At 36.4% G+C, this 18,855-nt stretch carries 14 protein-coding genes and 1 tRNA gene; 5 read left to right on the top strand and 10 right to left on the bottom strand.

Going from position 1 to position 18,855, the window contains the following annotated elements; genetic code table 11:
• Nucleotides 1–56 precede the first annotated feature (56 nt).
• Nucleotides 57–302, top strand: a complete 246-nt coding sequence (locus AC6CHH_RS02940; RefSeq protein WP_498279558.1) for a hypothetical protein — start codon at nucleotides 57–59, stop codon at nucleotides 300–302.
• 186 nt (nucleotides 303–488) lie between these two features.
• Here the strand turns inward: AC6CHH_RS02940 and AC6CHH_RS02935 are convergent, their stop codons facing one another.
• Together AC6CHH_RS02935 and AC6CHH_RS02930 are read right to left on the bottom strand one after the other, a co-directional pair.
• Entirely contained in the window at nucleotides 489–1,172 is a 684-nt protein-coding gene (locus AC6CHH_RS02935; protein WP_498279556.1) for an SIR2 family NAD-dependent protein deacylase, read from the bottom strand.
• Nucleotides 1,169–1,462: a YgaP family membrane protein gene (locus AC6CHH_RS02930; RefSeq protein ID WP_498279554.1), complete on the bottom strand. Its 294-nt coding sequence runs from the start codon at nucleotides 1,460–1,462 to the stop codon at nucleotides 1,169–1,171. The genes AC6CHH_RS02935 and AC6CHH_RS02930 overlap by 4 nt, the downstream gene beginning before the upstream one ends.
• A 131-nt stretch (nucleotides 1,463–1,593) precedes the next feature.
• Between AC6CHH_RS02930 and AC6CHH_RS02925 the strand changes: the two genes are divergently transcribed.
• Nucleotides 1,594–2,433 carry an ATP cone domain-containing protein gene (locus tag AC6CHH_RS02925; RefSeq protein ID WP_498279552.1) on the top strand — a complete coding sequence of 280 codons (840 nt, stop codon included), beginning with the start codon at nucleotides 1,594–1,596 and terminating at the stop codon, nucleotides 2,431–2,433.
• 37 nt (nucleotides 2,434–2,470) lie between these two features.
• On the opposite strand, the gene ispE is transcribed toward AC6CHH_RS02925, so the two are convergent.
• Nucleotides 2,471–3,280, bottom strand: coding sequence for a 4-(cytidine 5'-diphospho)-2-C-methyl-D-erythritol kinase (ispE, locus tag AC6CHH_RS02920; protein ID WP_498279550.1), 810 nt, complete (start codon nucleotides 3,278–3,280; stop codon nucleotides 2,471–2,473).
• A gap of 335 nt (nucleotides 3,281–3,615) precedes the next feature.
• Between ispE and AC6CHH_RS02915 the strand changes: the two genes are divergently transcribed.
• Nucleotides 3,616–4,980, top strand: coding sequence for a glucoamylase family protein (locus tag AC6CHH_RS02915; protein ID WP_498279548.1), 1,365 nt, complete (start codon nucleotides 3,616–3,618; stop codon nucleotides 4,978–4,980).
• 44 nt (nucleotides 4,981–5,024) lie between these two features.
• Here the strand turns inward: AC6CHH_RS02915 and AC6CHH_RS02910 are convergent, their stop codons facing one another.
• Nucleotides 5,025–5,867: a tetratricopeptide repeat protein gene (locus AC6CHH_RS02910; RefSeq protein WP_498279546.1), complete on the bottom strand. Its 843-nt coding sequence runs from the start codon at nucleotides 5,865–5,867 to the stop codon at nucleotides 5,025–5,027.
• A 230-nt stretch (nucleotides 5,868–6,097) separates the two neighbouring features.
• Here AC6CHH_RS02910 and AC6CHH_RS02905 point away from each other — a divergent pair.
• Nucleotides 6,098–6,185: transfer RNA gene (locus AC6CHH_RS02905), tRNA-Ser, on the top strand.
• Between the two features lie 221 nt (nucleotides 6,186–6,406).
• Here AC6CHH_RS02905 and AC6CHH_RS02900 read toward each other — a convergent pair.
• Nucleotides 6,407–6,862, bottom strand: coding sequence for a DUF1579 family protein (locus AC6CHH_RS02900; RefSeq protein WP_498279544.1), 456 nt, complete (start codon nucleotides 6,860–6,862; stop codon nucleotides 6,407–6,409).
• A 384-nt stretch (nucleotides 6,863–7,246) separates the two neighbouring features.
• Between AC6CHH_RS02900 and AC6CHH_RS02895 the strand changes: the two genes are divergently transcribed.
• Nucleotides 7,247–8,299, top strand: coding sequence for a glycoside hydrolase family 130 protein (locus AC6CHH_RS02895; RefSeq protein ID WP_498279542.1), 1,053 nt, complete (start codon nucleotides 7,247–7,249; stop codon nucleotides 8,297–8,299).
• Nucleotides 8,300–8,417: 118 nt separating this feature from the next.
• Here the strand turns inward: AC6CHH_RS02895 and AC6CHH_RS02890 are convergent, their stop codons facing one another.
• From AC6CHH_RS02890 to AC6CHH_RS02870, 5 genes are all read right to left on the bottom strand, one after another.
• The gene (locus AC6CHH_RS02890) at nucleotides 8,418–10,619 is read right to left on the bottom strand and encodes a hypothetical protein (protein ID WP_498279540.1); all 2,202 of its coding nucleotides are present in this window, start codon (nucleotides 10,617–10,619) and stop codon (nucleotides 8,418–8,420) included.
• Between the two features lie 442 nt (nucleotides 10,620–11,061).
• Nucleotides 11,062–12,138: a DUF4855 domain-containing protein gene (locus AC6CHH_RS02885; RefSeq protein WP_498279538.1), complete on the bottom strand. Its 1,077-nt coding sequence runs from the start codon at nucleotides 12,136–12,138 to the stop codon at nucleotides 11,062–11,064.
• A gap of 12 nt (nucleotides 12,139–12,150) precedes the next feature.
• On the bottom strand, nucleotides 12,151–14,124 hold the full coding sequence (locus AC6CHH_RS02880; protein ID WP_498279536.1) for a RagB/SusD family nutrient uptake outer membrane protein: 1,974 nt from the start codon (nucleotides 14,122–14,124) through the stop codon (nucleotides 12,151–12,153).
• A gap of 9 nt (nucleotides 14,125–14,133) precedes the next feature.
• Nucleotides 14,134–17,277 (bottom strand): SusC/RagA family TonB-linked outer membrane protein, encoded by a 3,144-nt coding sequence (locus AC6CHH_RS02875; protein WP_498279534.1) that lies wholly within the window; start codon nucleotides 17,275–17,277, stop codon nucleotides 14,134–14,136.
• A gap of 484 nt (nucleotides 17,278–17,761) precedes the next feature.
• A complete protein-coding gene (locus tag AC6CHH_RS02870; protein WP_498279532.1) occupies nucleotides 17,762–18,829 on the bottom strand; it encodes a DUF6807 domain-containing protein in 1,068 nt (355 codons plus the stop codon).
• Nucleotides 18,830–18,855 lie beyond the last annotated feature (26 nt).

The following is an 18,855-nucleotide window of genomic DNA, read 5'->3' as shown; positions in this document are numbered from 1 at the left end:
TTATAATTTTGAAGTTCCAGGCGAAATTGCTTGGAACTTTTATTTTTTATAACAATATGAGAGTATTAGCTGAATTACCACATCCAGATTGTAAAATTACAATCTTTGGAATGAATCAAAAGTTTATCATCAAATTTGAACAAGGTACGTTGGAACAATCTTATAAACTTGCGGAAGTAGATGTTGTTGGGGGCATTAATGGAATCTTTGAAATGATAGATGAAGATTTTATTAAACGCGTAAACCAGCTATTTTCAGAGATGAGAGACGCTGTTATTAACACTTATAATAAATATCAATGATTTATTGATATAAAACTTGTAAACACCTAGTTTAAAATACTTTAAAAAAGTATAAAACTGAATTCAAAATTATATTTGGTGATTCAGTTTTTTTATGCCCAAAGTCTAGCTGCGTGCAATTACTTTAAGTTTAGTTAAACTATATATTTGTCTGATACAATGTCTTTTATATATGATAACAAAATATTATTTGGTTATCAAATCCACCAAATGTTCAATACCTGCACAGGCATTTTCAGAAATTTTAATCACATTCTGATCTGTTAAGTATTGATCGGCTTTGGGATCAATAAGAATACGTTTACACTTTTTTTGTGTCTGAAAAATTAAACTAGCAGCTGGATATACTTGTAATGAAGTTCCGATAACAATAAAAACTTCAGCTTCAGAAGTAATGCGGTAAGCTTCGTATAAATTTGGTACTGATTCCCCAAACCAAACGACATGTGGTCTCAATTGAGACCCTAGTTCACAATAACTCCCCATCTCAAGTGTGGGTCCTTGGATATCGTAAACCAACGCTGGATTCAAAGAAGATTGGGATTTAAGTATTTGTCCATGTAAATGCAAAACCTTACTACTTCCAGCACGTTCGTGTAAATCATCTATATTTTGAGTAATTATGTTTACCTCAAAATCTGATTCCAATTCCACTAATTTTCGGTGAGCATTGTTAGGTTGTGCATCTAAACAATTTTTGCGACGTAAATTATAAAAATGCTGAACCATTTCCGGATTTGTTAACCATGCTTGAGGGGTCGCCACATCCTCTATTCGGTATCCTTCCCAAAGACCGTCATTACCTCTAAATGTTGGAAGCCCACTTTCAGCAGATATTCCCGCACCAGTAAAAACAACTATTTTCTTCACTTAACGAAATAACGATGTTCTATAACAGTAGTTTCAGGTTGTTTCCCTTCTACAACATTTTTCACTGGGCAATACCCCGTAACACCCCTATAAACCAAAGCTCCGCCAACACCAATCTCGGACATTGCAGTCAGTGGACTTTTTAAAATAGTTTTTAGACCCATTCCCAAAATAAATCCTCCTGAAATTACCGAAAGAATTCTTTCAGAATTTCCAACATTGCCATTTTCATTCGCTTGATTCATTTGCTCTTTGAGCCTTTTATAGGCATAATTTAATAAACCGATCATATTCTTTTTCTTTAATTAACTAATTCTATTAACAGGTAGATATTTAAAATGTTTCTATTCTTTTCACATTTAAACAAGAGAAATTTTTCTTAAATATGTGTATATTCACAAAAACAGCATAAAAACAAAGTATGTTAGTAAAAAAGTATTCAGGAGAACTCGTGCCATTTGATGAATCTGCACTTCGCCATTCCTTGTCCCGTTCAGGTGCGTCTGAAAAGGAGGTTGATCATGTATATGAATCAATCCAAAATTCATTGTACGATGGAATTAGCACGAAACAATTGTACGAATTAGCATTCAATTCTTTAAAACAAAAGAAAAATTCTTATGCAGCCCGATACAGTCTAAAAAAGGCACTTAGAGAATTAGGACCAGAAGGATTTTATTTCGAGGAATGGATCGCAAGATTGTTTCAAGAAGATGGCTATCAAGCAATTACAGGTCAAACTATTCAAGGACATGCTGTCTCACATGAAATAGATGTTGTTGCAGCTAAGGGCAATCAAATGATTGCTATTGAATGTAAATTCAGAAATAATCCTGAAGAAAAAATTTCTGTCACCACCCCAATGTATTTCAAATCACGGAAAGAAGACATCTTGGGATTAACTTATCCCTTCTTCAAACAAAACAGACAATTCACCGATGGATGGCTGGTAACGAATGCCTATTTGACAAAGGATTCAATTGCTTTTGGAAATTATTATAAATTAAATCTCCTTTCTTGGGATTATCCTGAGGGAAACAGTATAAAAAATAGAGTTGATAGCAATGGAGAGTATCCTATAACTTGCCTAACTACTTTAACCGCTCAGGACAAGGCAATGTTGTTAAAGAACCAGTGTATTTTAGTAAAAGATTTGATTAAGAGTCCAGATCACTTAGAAAAAATTGAAAGCCCAAAAGATAAACAAAGGCTCATCATAGAAGAAGCTACTGGACTGTTAAATAGCGCTTTAGAACATTAAACGTAAGGCTATACTTATTTTAGACAATGATCTGTCTTTAAATATCCAAAGTAGGTAAATACACTGTCCCGAATTTTTTCAGCTCAGTTAAATCTACGATTTCATCAAAAATACCATATACTGATGAACCCGATCCACTCATTGAGGCATAATGGGCTCCCATTTTGTACAACATCGATTTAATATCTGCTATTTGTGGATATTTATCAAAAAGAGAAGTTTCGAAATTATTTTTAATCAGATATTTCCATTCTTGAATAGGCAACTCAATTGCCTTTGTTAAGTCTATTTCTGATTCAGCAGGAATGACATTTGCATACGCCTCCTTGGTAGAAACATGTAATTCAGGTTTTACAACGACAATCTGATAACGACTAAGATTTAATGGTACTTCTGTTAATTTTGTTCCAATACCTTCAGCATACATCGCTTTATTATCAATAAAAAATGGACAATCCGCGCCTAATGTTGCAGCATATTCCTTTAATTTATCCCCATTAAGATCCAAACTGAAAATTTCATTTAGTATTTTCAAAGTTGTACTGGCATCAGAAGATCCTCCGCCTAATCCTGCTCCAACAGGAATGTTTTTTAATAAATGGATTTGTACTGGCTTAAGATGAAAATCTTGATTCAAAAGATTAAAGGCTCTTAAACACAAGTTATTACTATCCACGGCCAAACTTGAATTCCAAATCTTTAATTCTAAACTATCCGACGGTATCACCTCCACCGCATCATATAATTTTATAGGATAAAAAACCGTTTCAAGATCATGGAATCCATCCTCTCTCTTCTTCGTGATATGGAGTCCAATATTGATTTTAGCATTTGCAAATTTAAGCATAATACAAAATAAGGGTTTTTTACAATAAACTAGTTAAAATTATGGCATATTTACTACTATTGAATCGTTATATTGATTTCCATATTTATAAGTTTTTTACTACTTAACTGGTTTATTAGCTTTTTGTCTATTTATCCAATTGATCAAATTTTTCTACGTATGAGTTATGCATATTCACCATTTCACTAAGAACAAACATTATCTAGGCGTATGGTTTTTAATTTTATCTGAGAGGTTGCAGAAATCAGGTTATATTGTTAATCAAAACAGGAGTCGTGGCCTCATTCCTCCCACAAAATCGAATCTTGTGGGTCACCCTGGCTAATTTTATGAAAATGACCTTGTTAAAATTTAGTACAATTCTAATTATATTTAGTTCTCTTCATCGTCAAAATACGGCAAATACCCAATTAGCTCCCGATCTGATTTCAAATAATAGGGAGGTGAATGGAAATGATTCATTATTAAATAAAATTCAACGGCAGACCTTTCAGTATTTTTGGCAAGGCGCAGAACCTACCTCGGGTTTAGCTAGAGAACGAATACACATTGATGGAGAATACCCTGAGAACGACCAAAACGTCATTACTATTGGTGGGAGCGGGTTCGGTATAATGTCAATGATTGTAGCAATAGAACGCGGTTTTATAACGACTTTACAGGGTGAAGAAAGATTAGATCACATCATGAATTATTTGGCAGAAATCCCAAGATTCAAAGGAGCTTGGTCGCACTGGTATTATGGCGATACTGGAAAAGTTAAAGCCTTTAGTGGAAAAGATAACGGTGGTGATTTAGTAGAAAGCGCTTTTCTTGCGCAATCGTTAATCGTTGTAAGAGAATATTTAAAAAATGGTACTGAAAAACAAAAATCAATAGCAGATAAAGCAAACCAACTTTGGTTAGAAATTGATTGGCAACATTACACCAATGAAAAAAAAGTTTTATTCTGGCATTGGAGCAAAATGCATGGTTTCGGCATGAATCATCCCATTCAGGGTTTTGATGAATGTCTTATCGCTTATATTTTAGCAGCCTCTTCCCCTACTTATTCCATTGATAGTGAAGTGTATAATCAAGGTTGGGCACGATCTGGTCAAATTAAATCTAGCCTTAAAAAATTAAATATTCCAATCGGAATAAAACACAATGCAAAACCAGGTGAAGTTGGACCATTGTTTTGGTCCCATTATTCATTTATGGGTCTTAACCCAACAGGACTACAAGATTCATTCGTCAATTACGGTGATGTAGTAGAAAACCATGTTAAAATTAATCTCTCATATGCAGATGCCAACCCCAATAACTATACAGGTTATGGTTCAGATAAAGGCTGGGGATGGACAGCAAGTTACTCGATCGATGGATACAATGCACATCATCCAGACAATGATAAATCAGTAATTAGTCCAACTGCTGCTTTGTCCTCTATGCCCTATGCACCAAAGGAGAGTCTCTCTTTTGCAAAATACTTATTTAGAAATTTATCGGATGAGGTATGGGGAAAATATGGTTTTTACGACGCTTATAGTGAAACTGCGCATTGGTTTCCTAAACGCTACCTAGCAATTGATCAAGGCCCCATTGTTGTGATGATAGAAAATGCCCGCACAGGTTTAATCTGGAATTTATTCATGAATGCGCCAGAAATCCAAAAAGGATTAAAAAAACTAGGATTCCGAGGACCAAATATTCGTTAACATTACAACTTACCTAGAAAGATGATTGTGTATTTGAATGATAATCATTTATTCCAATTATCCTCAAAGTAGACTAAATACTCCAAAAATACACTATTGGGTTCAGAATAGGTTTCTACCAGTTTTTTCCATTGATCAAACTTCAAACGATTTTTATTATGAAAATAGCTTTGTACCATATTGATTGCCATTTCAGCTTTTTGAAAATTATCACCAGTTAATTCAATTCCTTTTAAATATGTTTTCTCAGCCTCTTCAAGATTATTTAAATGTTTAAATGAAAATCCCAATTCCCTATAGTACCAAAAATTGCTAGGTTCATTTTCAATAGCTTTATTCAATATAATTAATGCTTTATAATAACTTCCAGTAGCATTGTATGCATAAGCTAACTCAAATTCTAAACCTTCGTAATGAGGATCTTCTTGGTAAGCTGTTTGCAAAATCGGCAACGCTTTATGACTTGCCCCTATTGCATTAAGGGCGCTACCAATTCCCAAGCGGTAACCGATAAATTCTTCATTCGTCTTGTAATTGGTTAGCCAATCAGGATGATCAGGAAGTTTTAATTGTTTTTTTTGGCTATCAGTTAAAACTGCTAGATCAGCCGTTTTACGGTCCAATCTCATTATTATATTAGAGCTATCCAACCTTGGTAATAAAATAAGATCTTCAGTCCCTACTTCCAATTGTCCTTGGAAATTAAACGTGAATCCAGCTTGTGGATCGATGTAAACGAAACCTAACATATAATTTGGGTCATTTTCCGTCTTATTTAGGATAACCCATTGATCAATTGCATCAAATGGTTTTGTGTCAAAAGCAAGATTTAGCTTCTGAGCATAACAAACATGAATAATTGCAATAAGAATCAATATTAATCTCATAATTTTGTTTAAAAATATGTGAACACTAAATTCGTTATAAATTATAACGAATTTAGACTTTCTTAATCGAATTAATGAAATCTCGTTGATTTTGAAAGTTTATCATTACTACCTTCACTTAAATTAAGGGTAATACATTTTATTTTTGGGTCCAAAAAATAATCATACTCATTCTCAGTATTATACTTTTTTAGTTTTGGAGAGCAAGTAAATTTTTCTACTTTTGTCGCGGAGAGTTGGCAGAGTGGTCGAATGCGGCAGTCTTGAAAACTGTTGACTGTCACAGGTCCGGGGGTTCGAATCCCTCACTCTCCGCCAAAAATATATCAAAACAACAAAAAGCCTACAAATTGAATGATCTGTAGGCTTTTTGCTTTTTAAAGCAATATCTGCAATCTCAACTTACCCTTCTAATTGAAAAAGCAAAATAGGCAGGACAGTGAATGAAACTTTAATTGTCAATATTACTTATTCAAGAGGTAAATAAGTACGAGACACAAGCGCAAGTAATTATTTGGGGTAAAGTAGTGTTTAGTTTGTCAAACACGCGTATAATTTGCGTCTCCTGCTAGGGATTCTTCTCCCTCTGGGGTAATATTATACATAACAATTCGCAATGCATCGGCATTTAAACATGGAATCTCTATTCGCCAACCCCAATTAGGATTATTCGGCACTTCATAAGAACCCAATAGAATAATATCACCTTGATCATTGACTTTACCATAACAATTCATGATTTTTCCACTCATCCCCCAAGAATCAACCCATGAGGCGGTAACTTCGGCTTGCTTGTCGATGTTGCCGATTAGTATTAAACCATCTTGCTCTACCCCCTCATGTTTCCAATCGTAACTAAGGACAAGAAATTTATCATTAGCGATTGATTTAATCGTCATGTTAGAAATGGATATAAAGTCAGGGTTGGGCAACCAACCTAACACCAAACGATATGAGCCTTTCCACTGTCCAATAAATTTGCTACTGAGATTCATTATTTTAATACCTAGTATTGTTTATGATTTCACTGACTTCAATTGCCACTTACTCTCAGTTTAAAGTTATTATTTAAGCCGAATTTTTGCAAATTAATGTTATAAGCTATTTCATAGCATTCATTTAAAGACTATACAATGAACATTCTGCTGTCCAATTGTATCAGATAATAAATCAAGAAACTATTCGCCTTTAAAATTGCAAACATTCCCTCTACTCCCGCCATTGTTGGCTGTTTCAATTTTCCTTTGTACATCATTTTTTTCACAGTATAATATACTCTTTATCCAAACTAACTTTTTAAACTGCAAATTGTTCAGAAGGGACAACATAAGCTACTTAAATAACTAGGATTTATGTAATATTTTAAAATTAAGATTATCATGAAGGATATAGCCAAACGGTTTCTCAAAAACCCACTTGTAAGCTCAAAAGATTTGAGGCCCAGCAACGATGACCTGGCAATTATTTGCTTGTTTAACCCAGGTGTATTTGAATTTAATGGAAAAACTTGGTTAGTAGCAAGGGTTGCCGAAGGTATTGCACAAAAACCGAATGCGATCCGCTTTCCAATAATTAATGATCTGGGAAAATCTGAAATCATTGAAGTTCCTTTAAGTGATCCAGAACTTATTGCTAACGACCCACGGAAATTTTCATACAAAGGATTTGGGTATCTCACTACTATTTCCCATTTACGATTGCTTTGCAGCGATAATGGAGTAGAATTTTATGAACCTGAAGGATACAACCTCATAACTGGACAAGGGAACCTAGAACGGTTTGGTATTGAGGATTGCCGTATTACTAAAATTGACGATACCTTCTACCTAACCTATACAGCAGTATCAGATAATGGTGTTGGAGTTGGGCTCAGACTTACCAAAGATTGGAAAACCTTTGAGCATTTGGGTATGATATTTCCACCGCATAATAAGGATTGTGCTATTTTTAATGAAAAAATAAATGGTAAATACTATGCCCTGCATAGGCCAGCGAGTATAGAGGTTGGCGGAAAATACATCTGGTTATCCGAATCATATGACGGTCTGCATTGGGGAAACCACAAATGTATTGTAAAGACAAGGGTTGGACTATGGGATAGTGCACGTGTAGGTGCTGGCGCGGCCCCCATTAGAACTCCTTATGGATGGCTTGAGATTTACCATGGGGCTAATGCGGAAAACCATTATGCTTTGGGTGCTTTTTTAATGGATTTGAACAACCCTGAGAAAATTATTTCCCGTACAGAAGAACCGATAATGATACCCTCCATAGAATATGAGATTAATGGCTTCTTTGGAAATGTGGTTTTTACCAATGGTCATATTGTAAAGGGGGATGAAGTTACTATTTATTATGGAGCAGCCGATGAATCAATTTGCGGAGCAAAATTCTCAATACAAGAGATATTGTCGCTCTTAGAGGATTTATAGACTAGTCAGTTCAAAGATTGTATTACGTATATTGCAGTTTTCAGATCTTTAGGCATTGTGATAATTAATGATCAGGTTTACTATTTAAGGATTTTCAATTAAAAATATTTTGCTCGACTTACCATCTTAACTCTAGAGACTGTTCTCCGCAGACCTGGAATTCCAGCTTATTGGTTTGGTTACTTTTAGGTTGTACCTCAATTTTTGTTTTGGGACCATCTATAGTAAATAAGTGAAAGTTTTGCTCTGCCGTAGGCTTCATTGATATCACCATCACGATACAAGATAGCAATTTACTTCCCCCAACTTTAAAAGACAGACGTTTATCTTTAGAAATTCTACTATTCGCAATCGGATAGTCCACATAGATAATAAAATTCTCACCTGGAACCTTAATGTATTGCCTTGGAACAATGCCAAAGGCTAGGCCTGCACCATAGACTTCTTGACCAATTTTACCCGCAAGGTCCCAGCCATCGTAAATATCTTCAAGTGGGATCCACAATCTAGAATCGATTTCTCCGGTTTTAACATTTTTGCTCAGCATTTCTGGAGGCAACAATGGTGGATAATAAAATGGCATCCTTGCGATTGTATAACGGATAAACTCCGCTATTAGCAGCCGAACAGAAGACAGAATATCTATTCCGTCGGCGGCCTTCAGATAGGCTATTAATCCTGCATACACTTCCAGTTCCTCATATGCCGCCGTATAAGGTGCATCATTCAATGGGAAAACTCTAAAGAAAGTGGGAAACGATTTCCCGTAACCGTAATCGCAATCCCAAAGTTGGGTATTACGAAAAATCCCCGCAAGGCAGCTGTAACTAAGATCGAGATACTGCTGATCACCGGTAATTTTAAACAATCTCATCATTGCCTGGGCTGCAAAGGCTGTATTATTAGCTTGATAAAAGATATTAGGACCTAAGCCTAACAAATGTTTGGCCGCTTTTTTGGCCTCCCTTAGGTAACGATCCTCTGCGGTAAGGTCCCATATCTCCAGCATTAGGTGCGCATAACATCCCGGTACATCTTTTTCTCCCCCTTCTCCAGGTTTTGTCTCTTCCTTTATCACCTCAAGTGTATCCATACGGTAGAACACCGGCCAGTTATAATTAAAATGGTGCGCCACGTTTATTGCATAATCAATAGAATCTAACAGCAGCTTTTTAGCGATTTGATTACCACTACGTGCAAGTCTGGCTAAATTCATCAACGGATGGTGAAGGTACCAAGAATCAATAATTCGTTCTCTTTTCTGCTCCTCACTTTTATCTAGATTATCTTCCATTTCAGGCAACCAGCGTATTATAGTTTTCATCTTTTTATGGTAAAAGGAAGGTAATCCGTCCGAGAGTTCAGCAGTAAGTTGATGCTGTTCGCCTTTCCAACCCACATATTCCATAAGAGGCATAAGTACAGCCAATTGCACCATAATCTCTGCAGGAGTTTTGTAATCAGAAACATAAGCATTCAGGTAGGGATGATTGCCTGCAAAAGTCCAACAGCCTTTATGGTAAATCAAATCATCCAGTCCTGTTTCTGCCGTTTCAAGCCAGTCATGATATTTTGTATCAGGCCTAGGAATTTTAAGATAAAGCTCAGCCAGATTAATCAAAAAAAGTTTCGCAATCTCCTCCTGTGTCTTGGGCAATTCTTGGCTTAACAATACATGAGCATCCGATATAATAAATGATTCACCTGCTGGTAATGGATCATCTTTTGTAATTGGTAAAGAGAATCCAATCTCTGGCCAATTACCCCCAACCAATTCCGCTGAGGACGTTTTGGTGGCTTCACAATATGGGCCTAGCGCAGTCAAGTTTTGAAAATATGTGACCGAACCAGTCCCCGGCATACTAAAGTATATAAGCCCGGATCGCGCCCCAACTTGTCGGATATGAATCTGCCCTTTTCCCTGCACAGCGCCTTTGCTGCCTAGTGGCAAAATATCTTTAGGCCAGAATGGGATCATCAAAGGTACTTTTGGCGTGAGTGTTGTCGAGTAATGGAAGATAGCCGAAGCATCATTTGGTAATTTAATGCTCACTTTGTAAAAGGCATTATGAGCCTCAAGAGTCAATACCATTGAATCGGCTGACTCTTTTTCTATGTTTATTATATTCAGACGATTACCAAGACTAAAAGCCATACGAAAACATGCTGATTTTCCATTTGGCCATCGTACTACAGTCCAAAGACCATCATAGGTGCCGCGAATAGTCAACTGGTATTTCTGCAAAGCTTTTTTTGCTAGAGGTGGACTACTTAAGAGTTCTTTCTGAGCAGCTATCGCCAAAGAGGATATAGGTAACATACGCTTTTAGATTAGACAATTAAGCCTTATGATTCCACATAAAAACATTTTACTCGTCTTTAAGGTTTTTGTTTAAATACGGTATCTTCAAACGTATTTAAACAAAAATCTTAAGATCCAACTCTAATGAAGGACTATTCTAAGAAATCACTTTGATTTTTATCCAACCATCTGTTAAAGATCCTAAATGAACCGCCTGATTTTCTCCCTAAGTTTTATACTAAAAGTGCCTTATCTCTCAAGCGAACAATAATTTCGGCGCATGTCAATGGTATTCCAGTATCTGGCTATCAATTGGGCGATTTTATAAAGAATGTTTAGAAAACTTTTTAACTAAATCACGGTAAAGGTTCTACTATTGATAAAAAGTATAATGAAAATATGGACATAGAAAATAGAGTATCCATTAGATCAAAACAGGATACTCTATTAAATAGGAGGATTATTTCGATTTTAGACGTCTGTATTCTTTTTTTTCTTTTCTCTTCGCTATTAAATCTGCCAACATATAGTATAGCTCATGATCTCTTGGATCGGCTGACTTGATTAGTTTATAAAATGCGGCACTACCTTGATAATACGCGATAGAAGATTGATCGAATACTCCATTACGCTTGAACGCATCGATATAGGCAACAAAGCGATCTCTTTTGCTATCCTTTGCATTAACTAGTGCAGATTCATCAAATTCCATCTCCATTCCCATTTTTGCTCCATCAGCTAGTTCACATGCCTGCTGTAATCTAGAATCTGGAATTTTCGCATTAAAAAAATGGTTGGGTTGTTGCCACGCAAAATCAAAACCCATTTCTTTCCATTTCGTATTCCCAGATGCACTCCAATAAGGAATCCAATAGAATTTCAAACCCTTTGAACGAACATAATCTCCAACTTCTTGTGTAATTCCTTTGCCATCACGGTCATCTTCATCAACCCAATAGAAGCCCGAAAATTCTAAATTCTTAAACTTTTCATTTTGGAAACGTGTCATGAATTGATCGATATACCATTTAACCGCTTCTAAGCGATCGTCCTTATAATTGAAATCTAACATTTTGCCATTGAGTTCTCCCCAGTCAGTTTGCTTATGGATAGCCGAAGGAAGACCCATTACCACTTTATGTTTCTTAAAGCTTGGAGCTTTCATAACTTTCTTCTTCTGTCCTATCAAATCATTTAAGGCATTAAAAGCAGTTCTTTTTTCGAAGTGACGATCGAGTAACCAAGACCATTCCACTTTACGTGCGTTCATCTTTTCATAACCTGGTGCGTAATTACGCCCTTTGCCATCTTTGAATTCAAGAAATAGAAATCCGTCATAAAGCCATTTCTGCTGGTTTTGTTTATTTGTATAGGATACATAAGGTTCAAACAACTCTTTATCCCATTTGTATTGAGCACGATGAATCCCGCCATGATAAATAAGAGCTAGGTCAACGATATCTGTTCTGTTAAATTTTTCCTGTGTAAAGCCCTGATGACAGAAAATCAGGTTTAAAATTATTAGTATATATTTCATAATATTATTTTTTTACCAACCTGGATTTTGAACGAGTAAAGGAGCCTTATCAAGTTCAGATTGTGGAATAGGAAAAAGATTCATTTTGTTACTAAAAACACGCGTTTCGAAGGGAACTACCTTATAGAACTCCTTTGTAGCAAAACTATTCGTTGAGGGTGTTCCTGCATATACATCAAGACCATAGAACTTTCCTCCCTCACCAAATTTACGTCGAGGGTTGCCATCGTCTGGTGTATTAGACAACAAGCGCCTTCTGGTTGTAAAGTAGCGATCACCTTCAAACGCTAATTCTACTTGCCGTTCGTGAAGAATATATTCCCTTTGTTTTTCTTTATCTCCTTTAATTTCTGGATAAACAGAGTATATGGAAGGAATTCCAGCTCGTTCACGAATCATATCCCAGTATTTTTTAATGTTCGGATCAGCTGGATTAAATTCATTCATCGCCTCAATATAATTTAATAATATCGTCGCATAACGAATGAACGTTTGATGCCGACCAGCACTAACATATTGCCTGTCACGGAGATTACTTAATGGATCAACATTTTTTAACACCAAATAACCAGTTTGAGGATAGAATGTGTAGGAGCCAGATTGTCTTGAGGTTCCGCCGTAATAAAATTCTACACGGCCATAGCCGTCGGCTTGCTTAACTGTGTTATTGTTCGTAGAGTAGTAATCTCGCTTGGCAACATCGCTTGGCAATTGGGGTATAATTCGTTTGTTATACAACACTGATGCATAAAAACGTGGTTCACGATTTGCAAACATATTCCAATCCCCAGGCCAATGCCCCCAGGCTTCTCCGCTTCTAATGAGTTCAATCATTTTAACACGGTCAGCAGCAACATCTAAGTTTGTTGGATTCCATTCATCACCGCCAGTAATGGCAAAACCATCTTCTACATAATTTGAAGTTGGATCCTCAATTGTTTTACCATTTTTCATAAAAAATGCATCAACTGCGCGTTGAGTTGGACCGACTCCTCCTAAATTATTTGGACCAGGAGAAGTATGTAACTCCCAAGCGTTCACGTCCAAACCCGCTTTTCCCCAAAGGATCTCACAATTCCATTTCTTGATATGTAAATCCCGCACGGATTTGTAAGGATTGAATACAGTACCGTCTCCGTTTTCATTATTTTTGTAAAGACGAACATTTGCCTCAGGAGTAGATTCAGCTAAGTTGATTAAGTCTATTGCTGCATCAGCTGCTCTTTTCCATTTATTCGCATCATATGTTTGAGAAGTCAGTGGACTACCATCCTTATTTTTAAAATCTGCATACAGTAAATTACCATTCCATTGTGGACTTGCAGCCATAAGCAAAACTTCCGCTTTGACGGCTTTTGCAGCAAATTTAGTTGGTTTTCCTAACCATTGCTTATCACTCTGGTAATGCATTGGTAAATCAACATAGGATTCATCCAGGCAAGAAACAATGTAATCAACACAATCATCATAATGAGACCGTTCATAATCTCTCCATGGTTCATTTAAAGGCGCCAGTTTATCAATTAATACTACTGGCCCATATTGTCTTAGTAAAAGCCAATAATAGTAACCTCTTAAAAATTTCACTTCTGCCTTGTATTGCCTTTTTAGATCATCGCTCAACTGAGGGTTTTTATCTACATTCTGTTCAAATACATAACTTGCGCGAATAGCCTTATACCAGTTTGGCCACTTTAAATAAAAGTTTGATACAGTCGTCCAGTTTCCTAAATTAATATTATATGTCGAGTAAACATTCCAAGTCAAGTCTACCTCATCAGAAACACCTAACCAGGGATCATCTTGATGGAAATTTTGAGATGGTATTTGTGAATATACATTATACAGAAACTTCTCAGTTTCTAATCGTGTGCTCCAAATCATAGCATCCGTTTTCATATCATCGGGTTGTTTCTCAAGGAAATCTTTGCAGCCATAAAACAAAAGAACCGGAGCTGCTATAATTGTAATAATTATTTTTTTCATATTTTTAAGTTAAAAAGAGGCTCTTAAACCAAAATTGAATTTGCGTTGTAATGGATAGTTCATACCCTGATTTGATCCAGTTTCCGGATCCCAAAGTTTCCAAGTTGAAAAAGTGGCTAAATTATGCGATAGCACATAGAGTCTAAGCTTGCTTATCTTCGCTCTTTGCAACCAATCCGATCTGAAAGTATATCCCAATTCAGCTTCTGAAAGGCGTAAGAAGCTACCGTCGTACAATGTTCTTGTAGAAGATTGCCAGTTATTTGCTGAGGTACCATTAAAGATTCTCGGGTATAATGCATTCGGATTAGGATTATCTTGCGTCCATCGGTCTAAAGCTTCCGTAAAAATATTTCCTTTACCGACCCCTTGATTGAATGGTATATAAGCTCCTCCCAATGCATAAGAAACCCTCGATTGTCCCCTAAAAAACATCCCCAAATCAAATCCTTTAAAATCGACTTGAAAACCAAATCCATAGTTAATTTCCGGTAAATTTGAGTATCCAATCGCGACCTCATCGTCTATAGTGATCTGTTCATCTCCATTGGTATCATTGAATTTAACATCTCCCGGACGAACCACGCCAAATGTCTGGGTTGGACTATTTGCAATCTCATCTTCATTAGCAAACAAACCTAGAGCAACCAAGCCAAATTGTTGCCCAAATTTATGACCAGTTCGCATTCTATACCCATAGTTTTTCATCGCCTCGTCTTGCTCCAAGATTTTGTCTCTTGCATAGGTAAAATTTCCATAAACCCTGAAACCTCCATTCTCTAGACGCTTATTTACCTCTAAAGTTCCATCCACTCCACGATTAATCATTCTTCCCATATTAGCAAACGGAGCAGAATTGAATCCCGAAAACGAAGGAAGTGAGGCCCTCTGAAGCAAAATATCGGTACGTTTCTCATAAAAATAGTCAGCCTCGAACTTAACCAGGTCATTCCAAAACCCTAGTTCCAGACCAATATTTTGTTTTAGTCCTTTTTCCCAAGTCAAATCCGTAACTCCTATTCTATCTTCTCCAGTCCCAGCATACCCTATTCCAGTTTCCCCAAAGGTGTATCCTCCTAATCCATTGCCATATACTGAGAGATAGCCATATCGATTTCCATTTGGAAGCGCCTCGGATCCAACGAGTCCAACAGACCCCCTGATCTTGAATAGGTTAATTGTATTTCTTAAATTATCCCAATAACTCTCATTCGATAGAATCACACCTGCTGCCATTGCTGGAAACCAGCCAAAGCGGTTTTCTTTAGGAAAGTTCTCAGAACCATTGTAACCGACGTTAAATTCTGCAAAGTATCGGTTATTAAAATCATAAGTCGTGCGAAATGCAATTCCTTGTCTTCGATAAGGCAAGGCAAGTATTGATGAAGCTGCATTTCCATCAATATAATCCCGCTGATAATACATGATCATAGCAGTAACATTATTTACTCCGAAAGACTTAGCATAATTAAATTGACTCTTGAGTTCTTTCGCACGATTAGTTACCAAATTTCTAGAATAATCTAATGTTTGTTGACCTTGGGTTACCTCCTTAATTATGAGTTCTCCACTCGCCTCATCTCGGCCTTGAATTCCCCAAGTTGGTGAAAATTTTCGTCTTTGAATCTCAGTCTGGTTATAGGCATCAAACGAGAATGCAAACCGAAAAGACAATCCAGGTAATACCTTATCAAGATTTTGGTTTAGTGAGATTTGACTCATAAATTGATTTCTAAATTCGGTATTATAACCAGAACCCATTAATCGTTCAACTGGGTTGTCCTCTCCAACTTGAGTCGGGGCACCCCAACCCCATATCTCATTACCTTGGAGATCTCTGCCAATTGGTAATCGTACAGGATTTGAAATCGGAGTTGCCAGAGAAGACCAATAAAACAATGTTTGTGCAGGCGTATAATAGGATGAGTATATTTGGCCACCAACTCCCGGGGTATGAAGATCTGTCAAGCTACCGCTTACCTCCAAACCGATCTCCGTAGTTTTAGTTAACGAAATATCTACATTGGAACGAAAGTTATATCGCTGAAGTTTCATGTTTGACCGGTAGTCATTTTCTGGATTATCCCGATAATTGCCAGACTCATTAATATACCCGACTCCTACGAAATATCTTGCAATCTCCCCCCCTCCTCGTATATTTAAATTTGCTTGGTTGTTGTTTGAATATTTTTTATAAATTTCATTATACCAATTAACATTAGGATATAAATAAGGATCCGAACCGTTTTTAACATTTTCAATGTATTCAGGACTATAGTTTTCTTTACCTAACGCTTCATTATAAAGCATTGCATAATCGGTACCATCAATAAATTCGGGCAAATTAGGCAGGTCTGAGAGACCGCTTTCCGCTACAAAATCGATAGCGGGTTTTTGTACCTTACCTCTTCTAGTAGTAACAATAACAACACCATTCGCTGCTCGAACACCGTAGACAGCTGTTGCCGAAGCGTCTTTAAGTATAGAAACTGATTCAATTTCTTCTACCGAAATGTCTTGCATATCACGCTCAACACCATCAACTAAGATAAGTGGAGAACGATTCGCACTAAATGTAGATATACCACGAATCCAAATTCCTCCGTTGTCACGGCCAAGCTCTCCACTTCGTTGCACAACAACAGCGCCTGCCATCTTTCCTGCTAGAGCGTTCGTTAAAGATCGAGAAGGTACTTGGAGATCTTCCATCTTAACCGTGGATATTGCTCCAATAACGCTTGCTTTCTTCTGTTTCCCCATCCCCACTACGACCAATTCATCTAAAGCAGAAATGTCCTCCTTCAAAACGACATCTATGGTAGTTTTGGAGGAAATTTCAACAACAAGTTCTTTATAGCCAATAAATGTAAACCGCAATTGCCCATGGCTGCCTGCTGCAATTGCATAAGATCCTTTCGCATCAGTTGAAACCGAGACCTCGGAGGAAGTCAAAGAAACACTAACCCCTTCTAAGGGTTTTCCTTGTTCGTTTAAAACACGGCCACTTACAATTTGTTGGATCTCGAAAGGAGAATTCTCTATTGGACGAATTGCATAAGCTTGATGAGCATAAGCTAGATTAATTATCCCTAGAGACATGAGTACTTTCAAGCGATTTGCTATCCAATACCTGGAATTAGAATAATAAGACATAATTTAGATTTAGTTAATTACCAATTAATTTGTTGAAACAAATTTGATTCAATCAATTATTTCAGTCGGTTGAGGTTAAAACTATGATAATTGTTTATCAAGTTAAAGTTATTAAAAAAATTTAATTAACTATATGTATTTATTAAATTTTTTTAATAATAAAGAATTATTAAAGAAAATTTATCTTAAAATAGCGCATGAAAAGTTGATAATTGTTTTTGAGATTAAATCGGAGGAGCATGAATCTAGGACGGATCAAAATGTTCAACAAATCCATTAAAACAAATATTCTAAATGCGTTTAGCTTTTTAAAAAAAATAGCAGAATCTGTTAATGATTATTTTGGATGGAGTATAGAAAACCACATTCATACATGCAATTTTCAAATAATTTTGGCTTTGGTAAATAAGGTTAAAAAAATCAAATAGCCGGTGATAGATTGAGTAAAATATCTAGATTTAATTTTTGTCGATGTTAGTTAACTTTATTCTTTTCTGAAAACTTCAGCCATTCGTTCAATGTCTAAAGTTTTCGGATAATTGCCGCAAACAATTACCACTTTATACTTAAACTTCACAGACTGTCCTTTTAAAAGTCGGTAATTTAGTTCTTCTTTACCTTTACTAAAAAATTTCTGTCCAAGTGGATTTGCAGCAAAAAGTCCGTATCCTCTCGCAAACCAATAGGTCGGATATCCAACGTTATCCGGATGATCTAAAATTAAAATAGATACTTTATCAGTATCAATTACACCATTAAGGCTTACCCACCTTGCTCGTGTACCGAAAACTGCGTCACCTTTTTTACCTTCACTGCTCAGATAATTTCCTGTAACTCCGTTATTGTCTATTCGTGGCTTAGAAAGTGAGATTCCACGTTCATCCGTGAACGTAGTAGCCTGTTCGAAAGGCTGTTCAAGTTCTCTGGCCACTCGCAAAGCAAGCAATCCCTCTTTATTGTCTTTGAAAGAGACGTCTTTTAACGCTTTAAGCGAAATGTGGACTTCAATTGCCGTTGTATTATTATCGAGGACTTCAAACACATAACGGCTGTTTTCAAGAATTAAAGTATCACCTATTGGGGTCAGCCAATATTTGCCAACCTCTAAGAAGGCTGAATCAGCTGAGGACTGAAATGAATTTACTTTAGCATGAATAATTTCGCCATAGTTCATTCTCTTTTCCAGAGGTATCTTTGTGGAATTATTCCAGAAATCTAATCCATTAACATCGCCATAGTTAAACCATAATCCCATTTGATGTGGATGATCAGTTCGTTCAGTAGCCCTAGGTTCAATCGGCCATCCGCGCGTAAGTTGATGACCTTTAATTGTTTTTAAAGGAAATAGAATCGGCTTCTTCAAGCTATCAGCATATAGATAAGAAGTAAAGAGATTCTCATCCAAAAAGACGTTAACGCATTTGTCATCTGGAAGATGAACAATTGAAAAGCGATTCTTTCTTTCATCTTGAGCGTGCACATAAGATCCCGCCAAGTAAAGTGCAAAACCAATTATAAATATTCCAATACCTTTTATGAATTGATTATACATTTTTCTAAAAAATGAAGTCAATAACT

It is taken from the genome of Sphingobacterium sp. GQ94 (assembly GCF_059758715.1).
Note: the sequence above shows the minus strand (reverse complement) of the source record. Positions and strands in the feature narration are given on the sequence as shown.

Bases quoted from the DNA above. Each gene is read 5' to 3' on its own strand.
- AC6CHH_RS02870 (WP_498279532.1), bottom strand. From the start codon at position 18,829: ATGTATAATCAATTCATAAAAGGTATTGGAATATTTATAATTGGTTTT.
- AC6CHH_RS02880 (WP_498279536.1), bottom strand. From the start codon at position 14,124: ATGAAAAAAATAATTATTACAATTATAGCAGCTCCGGTTCTTTTGTTT.
- AC6CHH_RS02930 (WP_498279554.1), bottom strand. From the start codon at position 1,462: ATGATCGGTTTATTAAATTATGCCTATAAAAGGCTCAAAGAGCAAATG.
- AC6CHH_RS02940 (WP_498279558.1), top strand. From the start codon at position 57: ATGAGAGTATTAGCTGAATTACCACATCCAGATTGTAAAATTACAATC.
- AC6CHH_RS02915 (WP_498279548.1), top strand. From the start codon at position 3,616: ATGACCTTGTTAAAATTTAGTACAATTCTAATTATATTTAGTTCTCTT.
- ispE (WP_498279550.1), bottom strand. From the start codon at position 3,280: ATGCTTAAATTTGCAAATGCTAAAATCAATATTGGACTCCATATCACG.
- AC6CHH_RS02885 (WP_498279538.1), bottom strand. From the start codon at position 12,138: ATGAAATATATACTAATAATTTTAAACCTGATTTTCTGTCATCAGGGC.
- AC6CHH_RS02875 (WP_498279534.1), bottom strand. From the start codon at position 17,277: ATGTCTTATTATTCTAATTCCAGGTATTGGATAGCAAATCGCTTGAAA.
- AC6CHH_RS02900 (WP_498279544.1), bottom strand. From the start codon at position 6,862: ATGAATCTCAGTAGCAAATTTATTGGACAGTGGAAAGGCTCATATCGT.
- AC6CHH_RS02890 (WP_498279540.1), bottom strand. From the start codon at position 10,619: ATGTTACCTATATCCTCTTTGGCGATAGCTGCTCAGAAAGAACTCTTA.
- AC6CHH_RS02895 (WP_498279542.1), top strand. From the start codon at position 7,247: ATGAAGGATATAGCCAAACGGTTTCTCAAAAACCCACTTGTAAGCTCA.
- AC6CHH_RS02910 (WP_498279546.1), bottom strand. From the start codon at position 5,867: ATGAGATTAATATTGATTCTTATTGCAATTATTCATGTTTGTTATGCT.
- AC6CHH_RS02925 (WP_498279552.1), top strand. From the start codon at position 1,594: ATGTTAGTAAAAAAGTATTCAGGAGAACTCGTGCCATTTGATGAATCT.